Raw genomic sequence first — 14,242 nt, 5'->3', positions numbered from 1 at the left:
AGGGATGAATCCTTGCAAAAAAACGATCGCAGCCATATAAAAGCTTATGCTTTAATGTCAGGTATTCTTGCTCAATTAGTCGGTTCTATTCTTGTTGGAATCTTTGGTGGGCAGTGGATTGATAATAAGGTTGGAACGTTTCCGTTGTTTCTTATTATAGGGTTATTACTCGGACTAGGAACAGGGGTATACGCAATGATTCGACTCATTCGACATTACTATTCGGGAGAGCAATGATGATAGACGTACATGGACTTGTCCAAAGACAAAAGAAATATATGTACTACTTGCTTGCGCTTCTAGTGCTAGGATGGGGATTTACCTCTTACAAGGATGTATTTCTTGGACTGATTATCGGTACGATTTTCAGTTTTCTTAGTTTGCGCATCATTGCACGTAGAACAGACAAGCTGCTAGATCGCGTAACAAATGGAGAAAACGTGAAGTTCAAGGCAACAGCGGTAAGTACATATTCAAGATTCGCCACGATTGGGTTATTAATTTTATTTGCAGCCAAATATCAAGAGTTAATCGCGATGTGGGGCCTAGGTGTAGGATTGCTGACAGGATACCTTGTCATGATCATAGATTTTCTTTATTTAGAGTATAAGAGCAGGGAAGAGAGGTGAATTACTAGTGGAACACGGTAAATTAGTTGAATTTCTAGGTTTAACGTTCGATTTGTCATCAGTTATGATGGTTACTGTAGCAGCAGTTATTGTTTTCTTAATCGCTGTTATCGGAACTCGCAGCTTAGCTCTGCGCCCAACCGGGATGCAAAACTTCATGGAATGGGTGTTTGACTTCGTGAAAGGGATTATCAATAGTACGATGGACTGGAAAACAGGTGGACGTTTCTTAACGCTTGGCGTTACGCTTATCATGTTTATCATCGTATCGAACTTCCTTGGTTTACCATTCATGTATTCAGCAACTGAAGCTGGCGAACATATTGCATGGTGGAGATCACCAACGTCTGATCCAGCAGTTACATTAACATTAGCCGTGATGGTAGTTACCCTCACCCATTATTATGGAATTAAGATGAAGGGTACGAAAGAGTACGTAAAAGGTTATTTCCAACCTATGAAATTCTTATTCCCATTAAAGGTTATTGAGGAGTTTGCTAACACATTAACGTTAGGTCTTCGTTTATTTGGTAACATTTATGCAGGTGAGATCTTATTAGGATTACTTGCTAAGTTGGGCGGAGCATCAGTCCTTGGGGCATTAGGTGCGCTTGTACCAATGTTAGCATGGATGGGATTCAGTGTATTCGTTGGATCAATCCAAGCATTTATTTTCGTTATGTTAACGATGGTTTATATGGCTCATAAAGTAAGCCATGACCATTAATATAATTTAAGTAAGAAAAAATTTATTTTTTTATAATACAAAGGAGGACAAATTAAATGAGTTTAGGTGTAATCGCAGCTGCAATTGCAATTGGTTTATCAGCATTAGGTGCAGGTATTGGTAACGGTCTTATCGTATCACGTACAATCGAAGGTGTTGCTCGTCAACCAGAATTAAAAGGCGCACTTCAAACAATTATGTTCATCGGGGTTGCTTTAGTTGAGGCACTTCCAATCATCGGTGTAGTTATTGCATTCATCGTAATGAACAAATAAGGGAGACTCCCCTTACATAGATGGCGAAGAGTGTTTTTCCGAACTTTCTTCGCCATTGCTTTATGAACGAAACGTATGTCTTTTTTTTTCATATGATCAATTTAGATATTTTGAAGGGAGTGAATCCTTGTGCCAACTTTATTATTAGGAGCTTCCATTCCATTTGGAACGATTGCTTATACATTGTTCATTTTCTTACTTCTATTAGTAATGCTACGCAAATTTGCGTGGGGTCCTTTAATGGGAATTATGAAAGAACGTGAAGAGCACGTTGCTAATGAAATCGACGCTGCAGAAAGAAATAATGCTGAAGCGAAGAAATTAGTAGAAGAACAACGTGAGATGTTAAAACAATCGCGTGTTGAAGCACAAGAGTTAATCGAAAGAGCGAAAAAGCAAGCTGTAGATCAAAAGGATGTTATTGTTGCTGCTGCGAAAGAAGAAGCAGCAGCAATTAAAGCATCTGCTGTACAAGAAATTCAACGCGAAAAAGAGCAAGCAATTGCTGCTTTACAAGAACAAGTCGCTTCTTTATCTGTTCAAATTGCTTCTAAAGTAATTGAAAAAGAATTAAAAGAAGAAGATCAAGTGAAGTTAATTCGCGATTATATTAAAGAAGTAGGAGAAGCGCGATGAGCAATGGGATTGTAGCAAAACGTTATGCTGTCGCTCTTTTTAAAATTGCAAAAGAAAAACACGTATTAGAAATGTTTGAAGAGGAATTACGCCTTGTACAAAACGTTTATGTAAAGAACGGAGAACTACATAGCTTTTTAACGCAACCGAACATTTCAAAGGAACAAAAGAAAACGTTTCTTGCAAACGTATTCGGATCTGTTTCTGAATCTATTTTAAATACGTTATATATTTTAATTGATAACAAACGCATTGATATCTTACCTGAAATTGCAGATGAATATGTTGTTCTTGCTAATGAAGAACGTAACGTAGCGGATGCAACTGTATATTCTACTCGTCTTCTATCAGAAGAAGAGAAGCTTAACATTGCTGAAGCATTTGCAAAGAGAACGGGAAAAGATGCAATTCGCGTGAAAAATGTTGTAGATGAAGATTTACTAGGCGGAATTAAAGTACGTATTGGAAATCGCATTTATGACGGAAGTTTACAAGGAAAATTAGCACGTATTCAGCGTGAATTAATGAAGAATAGATAGGGGTGAAGCACATGAGCATCAGAGCTGAAGAAATTAGCGCACTGATAAAGCAACAAATCGAGAACTATCAGTCTGAAATCGAAGTTAGTGATGTTGGTACAGTTATCCAAGTTGGTGACGGTATCGCGCGTGCTCATGGTCTTGATAACGTTATGGCTGGTGAACTTGTAGAGTTCTCTAACGGCGTTATGGGACTAGCACAAAACTTAGAGGAAAACAACGTAGGTATTATCATTTTAGGACCTTACACAGAAATCCGTGAAGGTGACGAAGTTCGTCGTACTGGTCGCATCATGCAAGTACCAGTAGGAAAAGAACTAATTGGTCGTGTTGTAAACCCATTAGGTCAACCAGTTGATGGTTTAGGCCCAATCAATACAACAAACACTCGTCCAATCGAAAGTCCAGCACCAGGTGTAATGGATCGTAAATCTGTTCATGAGCCACTTCAAACAGGTATTAAAGCGATCGATGCTCTTGTACCAATTGGCCGTGGTCAACGTGAGTTAATCATTGGTGACCGTCAAACTGGTAAAACAGCAGTTGCACTTGATACAATCATTAACCAAAAAGATGAAGACATGATTTGTATCTACGTAGCAATTGGACAAAAAGAATCAACTGTACGTAACGTAGTAGAAACACTACGTAAGCACGGTGCATTAGAATACACAATCGTTGTAACTGCATCTGCTTCTCAGCCAGCTCCATTATTATACCTAGCTCCTTATGCTGGTGTAACAATGGGTGAAGAGTTCATGTACAATGGTAAACACGTATTAGTAGTATATGATGACTTATCAAAACAAGCAGCGGCTTACCGTGAGCTGTCATTACTATTACGTCGTCCTCCAGGTCGTGAAGCTTACCCAGGGGATGTATTCTACTTACATTCTCGCTTATTAGAGCGTGCAGCAAAATTAAGTGATGCAAAAGGCGGCGGTTCTTTAACTGCACTACCTTTCATCGAAACACAAGCAGGGGACGTATCAGCATACATCCCAACAAACGTAATTTCTATTACGGATGGACAAATCTTCTTACAATCTGACCTATTCTTCTCTGGCGTACGTCCAGCGATCGATGCGGGTACTTCTGTATCTCGTGTAGGTGGATCTGCTCAGATTAAAGCAATGAGTAAAGTATCAGGTACACTTCGTCTTGACCTTGCATCTTACCGTGAGTTAGAAGCGTTCGCTCAGTTCGGTTCTGACCTTGATAAAGCAACTCAAGCGAAATTAAACCGTGGTGCTCGTACTGTTGAGGTATTAAAACAAGGATTACACAAACCGTTACGTGTAGAGAAACAAGTTATCATTCTTTACGCTTTAACACGTGGATTCCTAGATGATATCCCAGTAGTAGATATCACTCGTTTTGAAGAAGAATTCCATGCTTGGTTAGATTCTAATGCGACTGACTTATTAGAAGAAATCCGCACAACTAAGAAACTTGCGGATGACGACAAATTTGCAGCAGCAATCAATGGATTTAAAAAAGTATTCGTAGCTTCTGAATAATAAAAGCGGAAGCGGCTCGTTCAAGCCGCTGGAGCTAGATAGTATATATAAAAGGCATCTCGGGCTCTGAGATTGCTAAAGGTCATGTAAAGGAAAAGAGTAGGTGCACCTATTCTTTTCCTTCAATCATGAGCAAGAATATCTTGCAACGTAGATTAGGAAGAGGATTCTTACTAATCGTGCCAACTTCCGGAAAAAAGGTGGTGAAAACCTGTGGCATCTTTACGCGATATAAAAGCGAAGATTAACTCGACAAAGAAAACGAGTCAAATTACGAAAGCGATGGAGATGGTATCTGCATCTAAGTTAAACCGTGCAGAGCAAAATGCTAAATCTTTCGTTCCGTATATGGAAAAGATTCAAGAAGTAGTAGCGAGCATTGCGCAAGGAAGCAAAGGGATTAATCATCCAATGCTAAATGCGCGTCCTGTAAAGCGTACAGGATACATCGTTATTACGTCTGATCGCGGACTAGCAGGTGGTTATAACAGTAACGTATTACGTACAGTAAGTAACGTAATTCGTGAACGTCATAATATGGATTCAAACCAATATTCTATTATTGTGCTTGGACGACTAGGACGTGATTATTTAAAACGTCGCGGCTTTAACATTATTGATGAAGTAGTTGGATTATCTGACCACCCATCATTTACTGATATTAAAGACCTTGCTTCTCGAGCAATTGCGATGTTCGCAGATGGTGCTTATGATGAGCTGTACATTTACTACAACCATTACGTAAGTAAAATTTCACAAGAGGTAACGGAAAATAAAATTTTACCGCTTACTGATGTGGCGTCTGACAAACCGACGACAGCTTATGAATTCGAACCTTCTGAAGAAGAAATTTTAAAAGTACTATTGCCACAATACGCAGAAAGCTTAGTGTACGGTGCATTACTAGACGGTAAAGCAAGTGAGCACGCAGCGCGTATGACAGCAATGAAGAGTGCTACAGACAACGCAATGGAAGTTATCGATTCACTTACACTTTCATTCAACCGTGCGCGTCAGGCAGCGATTACGCAAGAAATTACGGAAATCGTTGGTGGAGCAGCAGCGTTAGAATAGTATTAAAAAGCGGAAGCGGTTCGTTCAGAATGAGAGGGGGATGGAGCTTTTGACGTAGAGGCGATTTGTGCCTCGTAGGAAAAAGCGAAGCCACCGAACATTCTAACCGCTGGAGATAGATTCAATAAAAAGCGGAAGCGGCTCTTTCAGGAGAGTCGCGTAAGCTAAACTAATAAAAAATTAAAAGCTAACTTCTCTGATAGAGGTAGCTAATTAAAAGAAAGCTAGGAGGGAACCCGATGAATAAAGGGCGCGTTACGCAAATCATGGGTCCGGTTGTAGACGTTAAGTTTGATGGCGGAAAGCTACCAGAAATCTACAATGCCCTTACGGTAAAACAAAGCAACGAAAACGGAAGCATGAACTTAACATTTGAAGTTGCACTTCATTTAGGTGATGATACAGTTCGTACAGTTGCGATGTCTTCCACAGATGGACTTGTTCGTGGCACAGAAGTAGAAGATACTGGTAAAGCAATCTCTGTACCAGTTGGTGATGCAACACTTGGACGTGTATTCAACGTATTAGGTGATGCAATTGACTTAGATGGTGAACTTCCTGCGGATGTACACCGTGATCCAATTCACCGTCAAGCACCTGCATTCGAAGAATTATCTACTAAAGTAGAAATTCTTGAAACTGGTATTAAAGTAGTAGACTTACTTGCTCCTTACATTAAGGGTGGTAAGATCGGCCTATTCGGTGGTGCCGGCGTAGGTAAAACAGTATTAATTCAGGAATTAATCAATAACATCGCACAAGAGCATGGTGGTATCTCTGTATTCGCTGGTGTAGGTGAGCGTACTCGTGAGGGTAATGACTTATACCACGAAATGAGCGATTCTGGCGTAATCAAGAAAACTGCGATGGTATTCGGACAAATGAACGAGCCACCTGGAGCACGTCAACGTGTTGCATTAACAGGTTTAACAATGGCTGAGCATTTCCGTGATGAGCAAGGACAAGACGTACTTCTGTTCATCGATAACATCTTCCGTTTCACGCAAGCGGGTTCTGAAGTATCTGCCCTTCTTGGTCGTATGCCATCTGCGGTAGGTTACCAACCGACACTTGCAACAGAAATGGGTCAATTACAAGAGCGTATTACATCTACAAATAAAGGGTCTATCACGTCTATCCAAGCGGTATATGTACCAGCCGATGACTATACTGACCCAGCACCAGCTACAACGTTCGCTCACTTAGATGCAACAACAAACTTAGAGCGTCGTTTAACGCAAATGGGTATTTACCCAGCCGTAGATCCATTAGCATCTACATCTCGTGCACTTTCTCCAGAAATCGTAGGAGAAGAGCATTATGAAGTAGCTCGTCAAGTACAGCAAACTTTACAACGTTATAAAGAACTTCAAGATATCATCGCTATCTTAGGTATGGATGAGTTATCTGAAGAAGATAAGTTAGTTGTACATCGTGCTCGTCGTATTCAATTCTTCTTATCTCAAAACTTCCACGTAGCTGAGCAGTTTACAGGTCAAAAAGGTTCTTACGTACCTGTAAAGAATACAGTTAGTGGTTTCAAAGAAATTCTAGAAGGAAAATATGATGACCTTCCAGAAGATGCATTCCGCTTAGTAGGTGGCATTGAAGAAGTTATTGAAAACGCGAAGAAAATGATGGCGTAAGGCCTTAGGAGGGACGAAGTATGAAGACATTTCCAGTCAGTATTGTAACTCCTGATGGACCGGTTTACGAAAAAGAAGTAGAAATGGTAAGTGTAAAAGCAGAGAGTGGGGAAATGGGGATCTTACCAGGTCACATTCCAACTGTTGCACCATTAAAAATTAGTGCAGTTCGTCTGAAAAATGGTGGACACACTGATTATGTAGCAGTAAGCGGTGGCTTTATCGAAGTTCGTCCAGATAAAGTGACTGTATTATCATCATCTGCTGAAGAAGCAAACCATATCGATATCCATCGCGCAAATGAAGCGAAGCGTCGCGCTGAGCAACGTCTGCAAGATAAACAAGCACATGTTGACTTTAAACGTGCAGAAATGGCATTACAACGTGCCGTGAACCGTTTAAACGTTTCCGATATGAAGTAAAAAAATCCGTAAGGGCTTTGCCTTTACGGATTTTTTTGTGTGTATTTTATGGATAATTTTACAAAAATGGTATAATTATATTGATGCTTGTATAAGTAGAAGTGTACAACAATTTATATTTCATAAAGGGGATGGATCAATGATTGGTGAAATGAAGCGAGAAGCATTGTACTCTTTAAAGGGAAAATGGGGACTAGGTGTTGGATCAACAATTTTATATTTTATTTTAAGTTATGTCGTTTCGATGGCTGCAATGCTTATACTGTTAATTCCAGGAATTATTATATTTCTCTCAGTTGCAGGCTTAACTGGATCATTTGAAGAGGAAACGATGTCAATTGGAGCAGGTATTACCTTTGGAATTTTTTATTGCATTATGATAATTTTGAGTAACGCATCGTATGGGATTACGTCATATGGTTATACAAATGTATTTTTACAGATTAGTAAACGAGAAGATGCTAAAGTAGATTACTTATTCGAAGGATTTCGTGGCTTTAAAAGAATGATGAAAACAATGTGGGCAATGCTTGCGATTTTGTTATATACAGGTACATGGATTCCGATGCTGTTAATAGGCTTATTTGCATTGTTAGGTGAAGAAGGGAATACGTCATTTGCAATAGCTTTCTTCGTACTATTAGCAATTTCAATTGTTGGTATGATTGTGATGTATTTTTCTTATGCACTGACGTACTATGTGATGATTGAAAATCCAGAATATAGTGTTTCGCAGGCGATGAAGGAAAGTAAGAATCTTATGAAGGGTCATAAGTTAGATTTGTTTCTTTTATGGCTGAGCTTCATAGGATGGGCTATTTTAGCGCTGCTTACTTTTGGAATAGGATTTCTTTGGCTTAGTCCGTATATGAGTACGACGACAGCACACTTTTATCGCTACATTTCAAAAGGTGAATTTCAATAGGAACATGCTATACTAATAGAATTATTGTGTATAGGAGGCGAGGCTACGCATGATTAGTGATTTAAAAGGAGAAGCACTAGATTCATTAGAAGGGAAATGGGGATTAGCTGTTGGAGCTACACTACTCATTTCAATTCTTATCACGGCTTTTAGTTTTAGTGTTGATTGGGGATTTTCTTTAATTTTCGGTTGGCAAAAAACAAATGGTTCACTTTCAACGAATATTCTTTCATTTTTTGTTACTGGACCGTTAACTTTAGGTGGATATTACCTTGGTTTAAATATCCTTCGTGAAAAGCAAGCTAGTATTGGTAATGTATTTATTTGGTTTTCAGAGGGAAAGAGATTTCTAAAATCATTTTTATTATATTTATTAGTAAATCTTTATCTTTTCTTATGGACGTTATTGTTCATTATTCCAGGTATTATTAAATCATTTTCTTATGCGATGACATACTTTATTATAAACGATCATCCTGAGTATTCACTGAACCAAGCTATTACAGAAAGTCGTCGTATGATGGATGGACATAAGATGGAGTATTTCATTTTATGTTTAAGTTTTATTGGCTGGTTTATATTAAGTTGTATTACGTTAGGGATTGGATTCTTATGGTTAATTCCATATTTCTATACGACATCTGCAGCTTTTTACGAAGAGATTGCAGAAGAATATTATGAGAAAAAAATTTAGCACTATAAAACCCCCAGTATGAATTATTTGTTCATACTGGGGGTTTTTTGTAGAAATTTTATAAATTGATTACTAGTAAGTGGTTTACTGAAATAGTAACCTTGCATATATTTACAGTTATGTTTTTGCAGAAACTTAAGTTGTTTTTCGGTTTCAATTCCTTCGGCAACGACTGAAAGATTTAAAGTATTTGCGAGGGAAAGTATTGTAGAAACGATGGCTCGTTCTTCAGGACGATGATCAGCTAATTGTGTAAATTCTCTCGGTACTTTTAATGTGTCGATTGGAAAAATTGATAAATAAGCAAGAGAAGAATACCCAGTACCGAAGTCATCAATGGAAGTTTGGATACCGTACTCTTTTAATTGCTTCAGTCTCAATAATGTTTCTTTCTCGTCAATCATTGCAATTCTTTCTGTTAACTCAAGTGTTACATATTTTGGATCGACTTGCACGTCGTTTAATATTTGTGAAATGTTTTCGATTAATTGATCTTGCCGGAATTCTTTTGCGGATAAATTAACACTTATTTTTAAATTTTGGTAGCCAAAGGTATGCCATATTTTTAATTGGAGACAAGCTTCTTGTAATACCCAATGTCCAAGTGGGACTACTTGTGGCGTCTCTTCTACAATTGGAATAAACTCACATGGTGAAATGTCACCTAATAGTGGGTGTTTCCAACGTATTAAAGCTTCAGCACCGATAATTTTATTTGTTGTCGTATCAATTTGTGGTTGATAAACGAGATAAAATTCTTTGTTTACTAAAGCGATTGGCAAATCTTTTTCAATTCGAGCTCTTCGTTCCATTTTTTTATATAGTTCTTTCGTGTAAAGAGAGCTACCGTTTTTTCCTTTATTCTTTGCTTCGTACATGGCCATATCAGCATGCTGCAAAATGGATAGCGCATCTTCACCTGCTTCAGGATATATTGCAATTCCGATACTCGGTGAGATTTGTAAATGTTGATTTTCGATTTCAAATGGCTCATTCATGGCCGCTACAATCCTATCAGCTATTTTTTGGACATCTGGCTTTTTTTTGTAATTCTCGATAAGGATTGTGAACTCATCCCCAGCTAGCCGCGCGAGTTTCATATTTGATGTTGCTATTCTTTCGAGCCTTTTTGCTACTGCGATGAGTAATAGGTCTCCTACTCGATGACCGAGGGTATCATTAATAACCTTAAAACGGTCTAGGTCGAGAAACATAACAGCAAAAGGCTTTTTCGATATTTTTGCTCGCGCAATTGCCTGTTCTAAATGTTGATGAAATGCACGACGATTTGCAAGCTCTGTTAAAGTATCATGGTATGCTAGGAAGTTGATTTGTTCTTGTTGTTGTTTGCTTTCCGTAATATCTTTAATCATTAAATAAACCCCAGAAATTTTCTCCTTTAAAAAGATCGGTACGGCGGTAACGTGCAAGTAGTAAATATCTCTGTTTTTATGGTAAGCCCGTATTTCTAAAGAAATAGAATATCCCTTTTTCACGCGATGAAAGGCGTTAATCATTTCTTCTAAATCTTCTTCGTATATGAGTGAGTAGTAAGGCTGGTTTAATAATTCATTCGTTTGATAACCGAGTAAAGTAGTACCAGCGTTATTTACTTTGAGAAAATTACCGTACAAATCTAATGTGAAAATTGGATCGGGATGATGCTCGTATAAAGATTTAAACATTTGTTGATTATGATAGAGTTCATTTTTCTGTTCTACTAAATCTTCTGTACGTAGTTTAATTTGTTTCTCGAGTTCTGAGTTGAATTGCATTTGAGCGATCAATAATATTTTATTTTGTTTTCGAACTAAACTATGACGTATGAGAACGAAAGAAAAAGTTATTATAAGTCCGATTACTATAATAGGCGCAAAAACGTATTCAACTAATATAAAAACAATAAGCATTACTACCGAAATATACGGTAATGATAATCGGATTGATTCGCCAATTTTAGGTGTTAGTAGTACTTGTTCTTGTTTTTCAGGCTTTTTTGTATGGAGAATACAGGCGATTGCTACTAGTACTAAGGTTACTTGATAGAAAGGCGTAACTGTAAACATAGAATACTCTGGTATGAAGTATTTTATATAAGCATAAATCGCATCTGTAGTAGCATATAAAATTAAAGCACTGCCAAGAAGTGCACCGATCTTTTTAGGTAATAAGGATAGTGGTTTGAATAAAAGGTTGATTCCTATTAAGAGAAAGAGTAAATCAGCCATTGGATAGGTAAGTTGAACAAATATGTCGATATAGGATGTTGTAAAGATATGAATAGTTCGTTCAATAAGTAAGTAGTAACTTAAAGTAAATTGGGCTGTAACGATAATACAAATATCACATAGCATAAAAAGTTTTTCTAATAAATCTCGGTTATAAATGATTTCGTATAGAAAGGCAAACGTAAAGCTAACTAAAAAAAGTAAGTAAAAAAAGTCAGATGGATCAACGAACGTATAGAAGTCCTTTACAATTAAACGCTGATAGGCAACGACTATATCACCGATAAAATAAGAGAGAGCTCCAACAGATAATATGATCCAAAATAAACGAGATAGCCCTTCTTTCATGTTTGAAAAATAAAGTATATAACTACAAGCGATAATATCAATTAATAGGGTGCTCGTTCCGATTAATAGCTGAAAAGGAAATGAGTATTCATATACAAAAGGCATTGCTACATAGTGAAGCGTTATAGACAGCAATACAATGCTTATAAGAATACTTACATGTGTTTGTTTTTTCATTTATATCACCTACGGTTTCTTGAAAAGCATATATAAGTTTTATATTTATTTTGCACAATTATAGCAAGTTGTAAAGATAGATTTTAATAATTCTTGTTTCTGTCTCCCAACATATCGACATAGGAATTTGAAGTTTGCTATAATGATTAGAATAGTTGCATTATTTAGAAAAATTTAAAAATAATAATTACTGCAACTAGGACATATTGTTTACTATGTGAACTTGTTCTTAATTTAGGGGGGAGGGTTTCACAATGGCAAGTGTATATGAAAATAGTTATATGATCGTTTTGATTTTCTTGCTATTAGGTATATTGCTGCCGGTAATGGCTCTTACATTAGGAAGGATGCTGCGCCCAAATAAACCAAGTGCAGCAAAGGCGACGACGTATGAGAGTGGAATTGAGCCTTTTCATGATGCAAATATTCGGTTTCATGCTCGTTATTATATTTTCGCTTTATTGTTTGTGATCTTTGATGTAGAAACTTTATTTTTATATCCTTGGGCTGTTGCGTATGACAAGCTAGGTTTATTTGCATTAATTGAAATGCTCATCTTTGTTGTAATGTTGCTAGTTGGATTAGCGTATGCTTGGAAAAAGAAGGTGTTACAATGGTTATAAATTTTGAGGAATTACATCCAAATGAGCGAGCAGAATTAGAACGAAATATCTTTTTTTCTACATTGGAACAGTTGAAAGGATGGGCGAGGAGCAACTCTTTATGGCCGATGACATTCGGACTGGCATGCTGTGCAATTGAAATGATGGGGGTAGGCTCATCACATTACGATTTAGATCGATTTGGGTCATTTTTTCGAACTTCACCAAGGCAATCGGACGTCATGATTGTATCGGGAACAGTAACGAAGAAGATGGCTCCTATTGTTCGGCGTTTATATGATCAAATGCCCGAACCGAAATGGGTTATTGCGATGGGATCTTGTGCGACAGCAGGTGGTCCGTATGTAAATTCATATGCTGTTGTGAAAGGTGTAGACCAAATCGTACCAGTTGACGTGTATATTCCTGGTTGTCCCCCAAATCCAGCTGCTTTAATCTATGGAATTAATAAATTAAAAGAGAAAATTCGTTACGAGGCAAAGACCGGAAAGCAGGTGACGAATAAATGAGTAATCCAAATAAAGATTTAGAGGATCTGAAAAAAGAAGCAGCTAGGCGTGCGAAAGAAGAAGCGAGAAAACGCCTTGTAGCGAAACACGAGGCGGAAATAAGTGAACTTGAGGAGGAAGATCAAGAAAAAGAGAAAGCGCTACCAAAAAATGATGATATTACTATAGAAGAAGAAAAAGCGAAAGCCAAGGCGAAGGCAGCAGCCGCAAAAGCAAAAGCGGCGGCGTTAGCGAAACAGAAAAGAGAAGGAACCGAAGAAGTAACGGAAGAAGAAAAAGCGAAAGCCAAGGCGAAGGCAGCAGCAGCTGCAAAGGCAAAAGCGGCGGCGTTAGCGAAACAGAAAAGAGAAGGAACCGAAGAAGTAACGGAAGAAGAAAAAGTGAAAGCCAAGGCGAAGGCAGCAGCAGCTGCAAAGGCAAAAGCGGCAGCGTTAGCGAAACAGAAAAGAGAAGGAACCGAAGAAGTAACGGAAGAAGAAAAAGCGAAAGCCAAGGCGAAGGCAGCAGCCGCAAAAGCAAAAGCGGCAGCATTAGCGAAGCAGAAAAGAGAAGGAACCGAAGAAGTAACGGAAGAAGAAAAAGCGAAAGCCAAGGCAAAGGCGGTGGCGGCGGCAAAGGCGAAAGCGGCAGCATTGGCGAAGCAGAAAGCCTCGCAAGGTGATGGGGATTCGGGAGATGAAAAGGCAAAGGCAATTGCAGCGGCAAAAGCGAAAGCAGCAGCGGCTGCAAGAGCGAAGACAAAGGGAGCTGAAGGTAAGAAAGAGGATGAGCCGAAGCAGGAAGAACCGTCCGTAAATCAGCCGTATTTAAATCAGTATGTTGAGGCTATTAGGGAGAAGTTAGGAGAGGGTGCATTAGTAGATTCCTACATTAATAAACTGTCAAAGGATGTGCCAACTCTTGTGGTGGATCCCGAAAAGTATTATGAAGTGATGGAGTCACTGCGATTCCATGAGGGACTTGCTTTTGATTATATGTCAGAGCTACATGCGACGGATTTTGTGACACATATGGAAGTGTATGTTCATTTGTTTTCATATGGCAAGAAACAATCGGTAGCGGTGAAGGTAAAGCTAGACCGGGAAGCGCCGCAAGTCGAATCTGTGACAGCGCTTTGGAAAGGAGCTGACTGGCCGGAGCGAGAAGCATACGATTTGCTCGGCATTGTATTTAAAGGGCATCCGAATTTAACGCGTATTTTAATGCCAGATGATTGGATAGGATATCCGCTTAGAAAAGACTATGAACCGTATGATGTGGAGGTGTAGCT

General features: G+C 38.4%; 16 protein-coding genes. 15 read left to right on the top strand and 1 reads right to left on the bottom strand.

The features are described 5' to 3' along the window. Positions 1-12: 12 nt before the first annotated feature. The 12 genes from ACUN13_RS23970 to ACUN13_RS23915 all read left to right on the top strand — a co-directional run bounded on the left by ACUN13_RS23970 (position 13) and on the right by ACUN13_RS23915 (position 9,087). Complete coding sequence (locus tag ACUN13_RS23970) at positions 13-237, top strand: AtpZ/AtpI family protein (RefSeq protein WP_001171223.1); 225 nt, start codon at positions 13-15, stop codon at positions 235-237. Then, the gene (locus ACUN13_RS23965; protein WP_000567600.1) at positions 237-629 is read left to right on the top strand and encodes an ATP synthase subunit I; all 393 of its coding nucleotides are present in this window, start codon (positions 237-239) and stop codon (positions 627-629) included. The genes ACUN13_RS23970 and ACUN13_RS23965 overlap by 1 nt, the downstream gene beginning before the upstream one ends. 7 nt (positions 630-636) lie before the next feature. Beyond that, positions 637-1,356, top strand: a complete 720-nt coding sequence (atpB, locus tag ACUN13_RS23960) for a F0F1 ATP synthase subunit A (protein ID WP_000399871.1) — start codon at positions 637-639, stop codon at positions 1,354-1,356. A gap of 56 nt (positions 1,357-1,412) precedes the next feature. Continuing rightward, entirely contained in the window at positions 1,413-1,631 is a 219-nt protein-coding gene (gene atpE / locus ACUN13_RS23955) for a F0F1 ATP synthase subunit C (RefSeq protein WP_000052064.1), read from the top strand. Between the two features lie 129 nt (positions 1,632-1,760). Beyond that, a complete protein-coding gene (atpF, locus tag ACUN13_RS23950) occupies positions 1,761-2,267 on the top strand; it encodes a F0F1 ATP synthase subunit B (RefSeq protein WP_445423993.1) in 507 nt (168 codons plus the stop codon). Beyond that, a complete protein-coding gene (gene atpH, locus ACUN13_RS23945; protein WP_000064683.1) occupies positions 2,264-2,806 on the top strand; it encodes a F0F1 ATP synthase subunit delta in 543 nt (180 codons plus the stop codon). The genes atpF and atpH overlap by 4 nt, the downstream gene beginning before the upstream one ends. A gap of 11 nt (positions 2,807-2,817) precedes the next feature. Continuing rightward, a complete protein-coding gene (gene atpA / locus ACUN13_RS23940) occupies positions 2,818-4,326 on the top strand; it encodes a F0F1 ATP synthase subunit alpha (RefSeq protein ID WP_000027518.1) in 1,509 nt (502 codons plus the stop codon). 213 nt (positions 4,327-4,539) lie between these two features. Beyond that, positions 4,540-5,400 carry a F0F1 ATP synthase subunit gamma gene (gene atpG, locus ACUN13_RS23935; protein WP_000157696.1) on the top strand — a complete coding sequence of 287 codons (861 nt, stop codon included), beginning with the start codon at positions 4,540-4,542 and terminating at the stop codon, positions 5,398-5,400. Positions 5,401-5,639: 239 nt separating this feature from the next. Then, complete coding sequence (gene atpD, locus ACUN13_RS23930; RefSeq protein ID WP_001032595.1) at positions 5,640-7,046, top strand: F0F1 ATP synthase subunit beta; 1,407 nt, start codon at positions 5,640-5,642, stop codon at positions 7,044-7,046. A 20-nt stretch (positions 7,047-7,066) separates the two neighbouring features. After that, complete coding sequence (atpC, locus tag ACUN13_RS23925) at positions 7,067-7,468, top strand: F0F1 ATP synthase subunit epsilon (RefSeq protein WP_000847211.1); 402 nt, start codon at positions 7,067-7,069, stop codon at positions 7,466-7,468. Positions 7,469-7,607: 139 nt separating this feature from the next. After that, positions 7,608-8,393, top strand: coding sequence for a DUF975 family protein (locus ACUN13_RS23920; protein WP_000578827.1), 786 nt, complete (start codon positions 7,608-7,610; stop codon positions 8,391-8,393). A 49-nt stretch (positions 8,394-8,442) separates the two neighbouring features. Then, positions 8,443-9,087 (top strand): DUF975 family protein, encoded by a 645-nt coding sequence (locus tag ACUN13_RS23915; RefSeq protein WP_000622462.1) that lies wholly within the window; start codon positions 8,443-8,445, stop codon positions 9,085-9,087. Between the two features lie 23 nt (positions 9,088-9,110). Here the strand turns inward: ACUN13_RS23915 and ACUN13_RS23910 are convergent, their stop codons facing one another. Then, a complete protein-coding gene (locus ACUN13_RS23910) occupies positions 9,111-11,840 on the bottom strand; it encodes an EAL domain-containing protein (RefSeq protein WP_089607759.1) in 2,730 nt (909 codons plus the stop codon). 254 nt (positions 11,841-12,094) lie between these two features. On the opposite strand from ACUN13_RS23910, the gene nuoA reads away from it, so the two are divergent. Genes nuoA through ACUN13_RS23895 form a run of 3 tightly spaced genes read left to right on the top strand, consistent with a single transcriptional unit; the run spans position 12,095 to position 14,240 of the window. Continuing rightward, positions 12,095-12,463, top strand: coding sequence for an NADH-quinone oxidoreductase subunit NuoA (gene nuoA, locus ACUN13_RS23905; protein ID WP_445423992.1), 369 nt, complete (start codon positions 12,095-12,097; stop codon positions 12,461-12,463). Next, positions 12,454-12,972, top strand: coding sequence for an NADH-quinone oxidoreductase subunit NuoB (gene nuoB / locus ACUN13_RS23900; RefSeq protein WP_000236331.1), 519 nt, complete (start codon positions 12,454-12,456; stop codon positions 12,970-12,972). The genes nuoA and nuoB overlap by 10 nt, the downstream gene beginning before the upstream one ends. Then, positions 12,969-14,240, top strand: coding sequence for an NADH-quinone oxidoreductase subunit C (locus tag ACUN13_RS23895; protein ID WP_445423991.1), 1,272 nt, complete (start codon positions 12,969-12,971; stop codon positions 14,238-14,240). Before nuoB ends, ACUN13_RS23895 begins: the two co-directional genes overlap by 4 nt. The last annotated feature ends 2 nt before the right edge of the window (positions 14,241-14,242 follow it).

It is taken from the genome of Bacillus cereus group sp. Bce041 (assembly GCF_052646455.1).
Note: the sequence above shows the minus strand (reverse complement) of the source record. Positions and strands in the feature narration are given on the sequence as shown.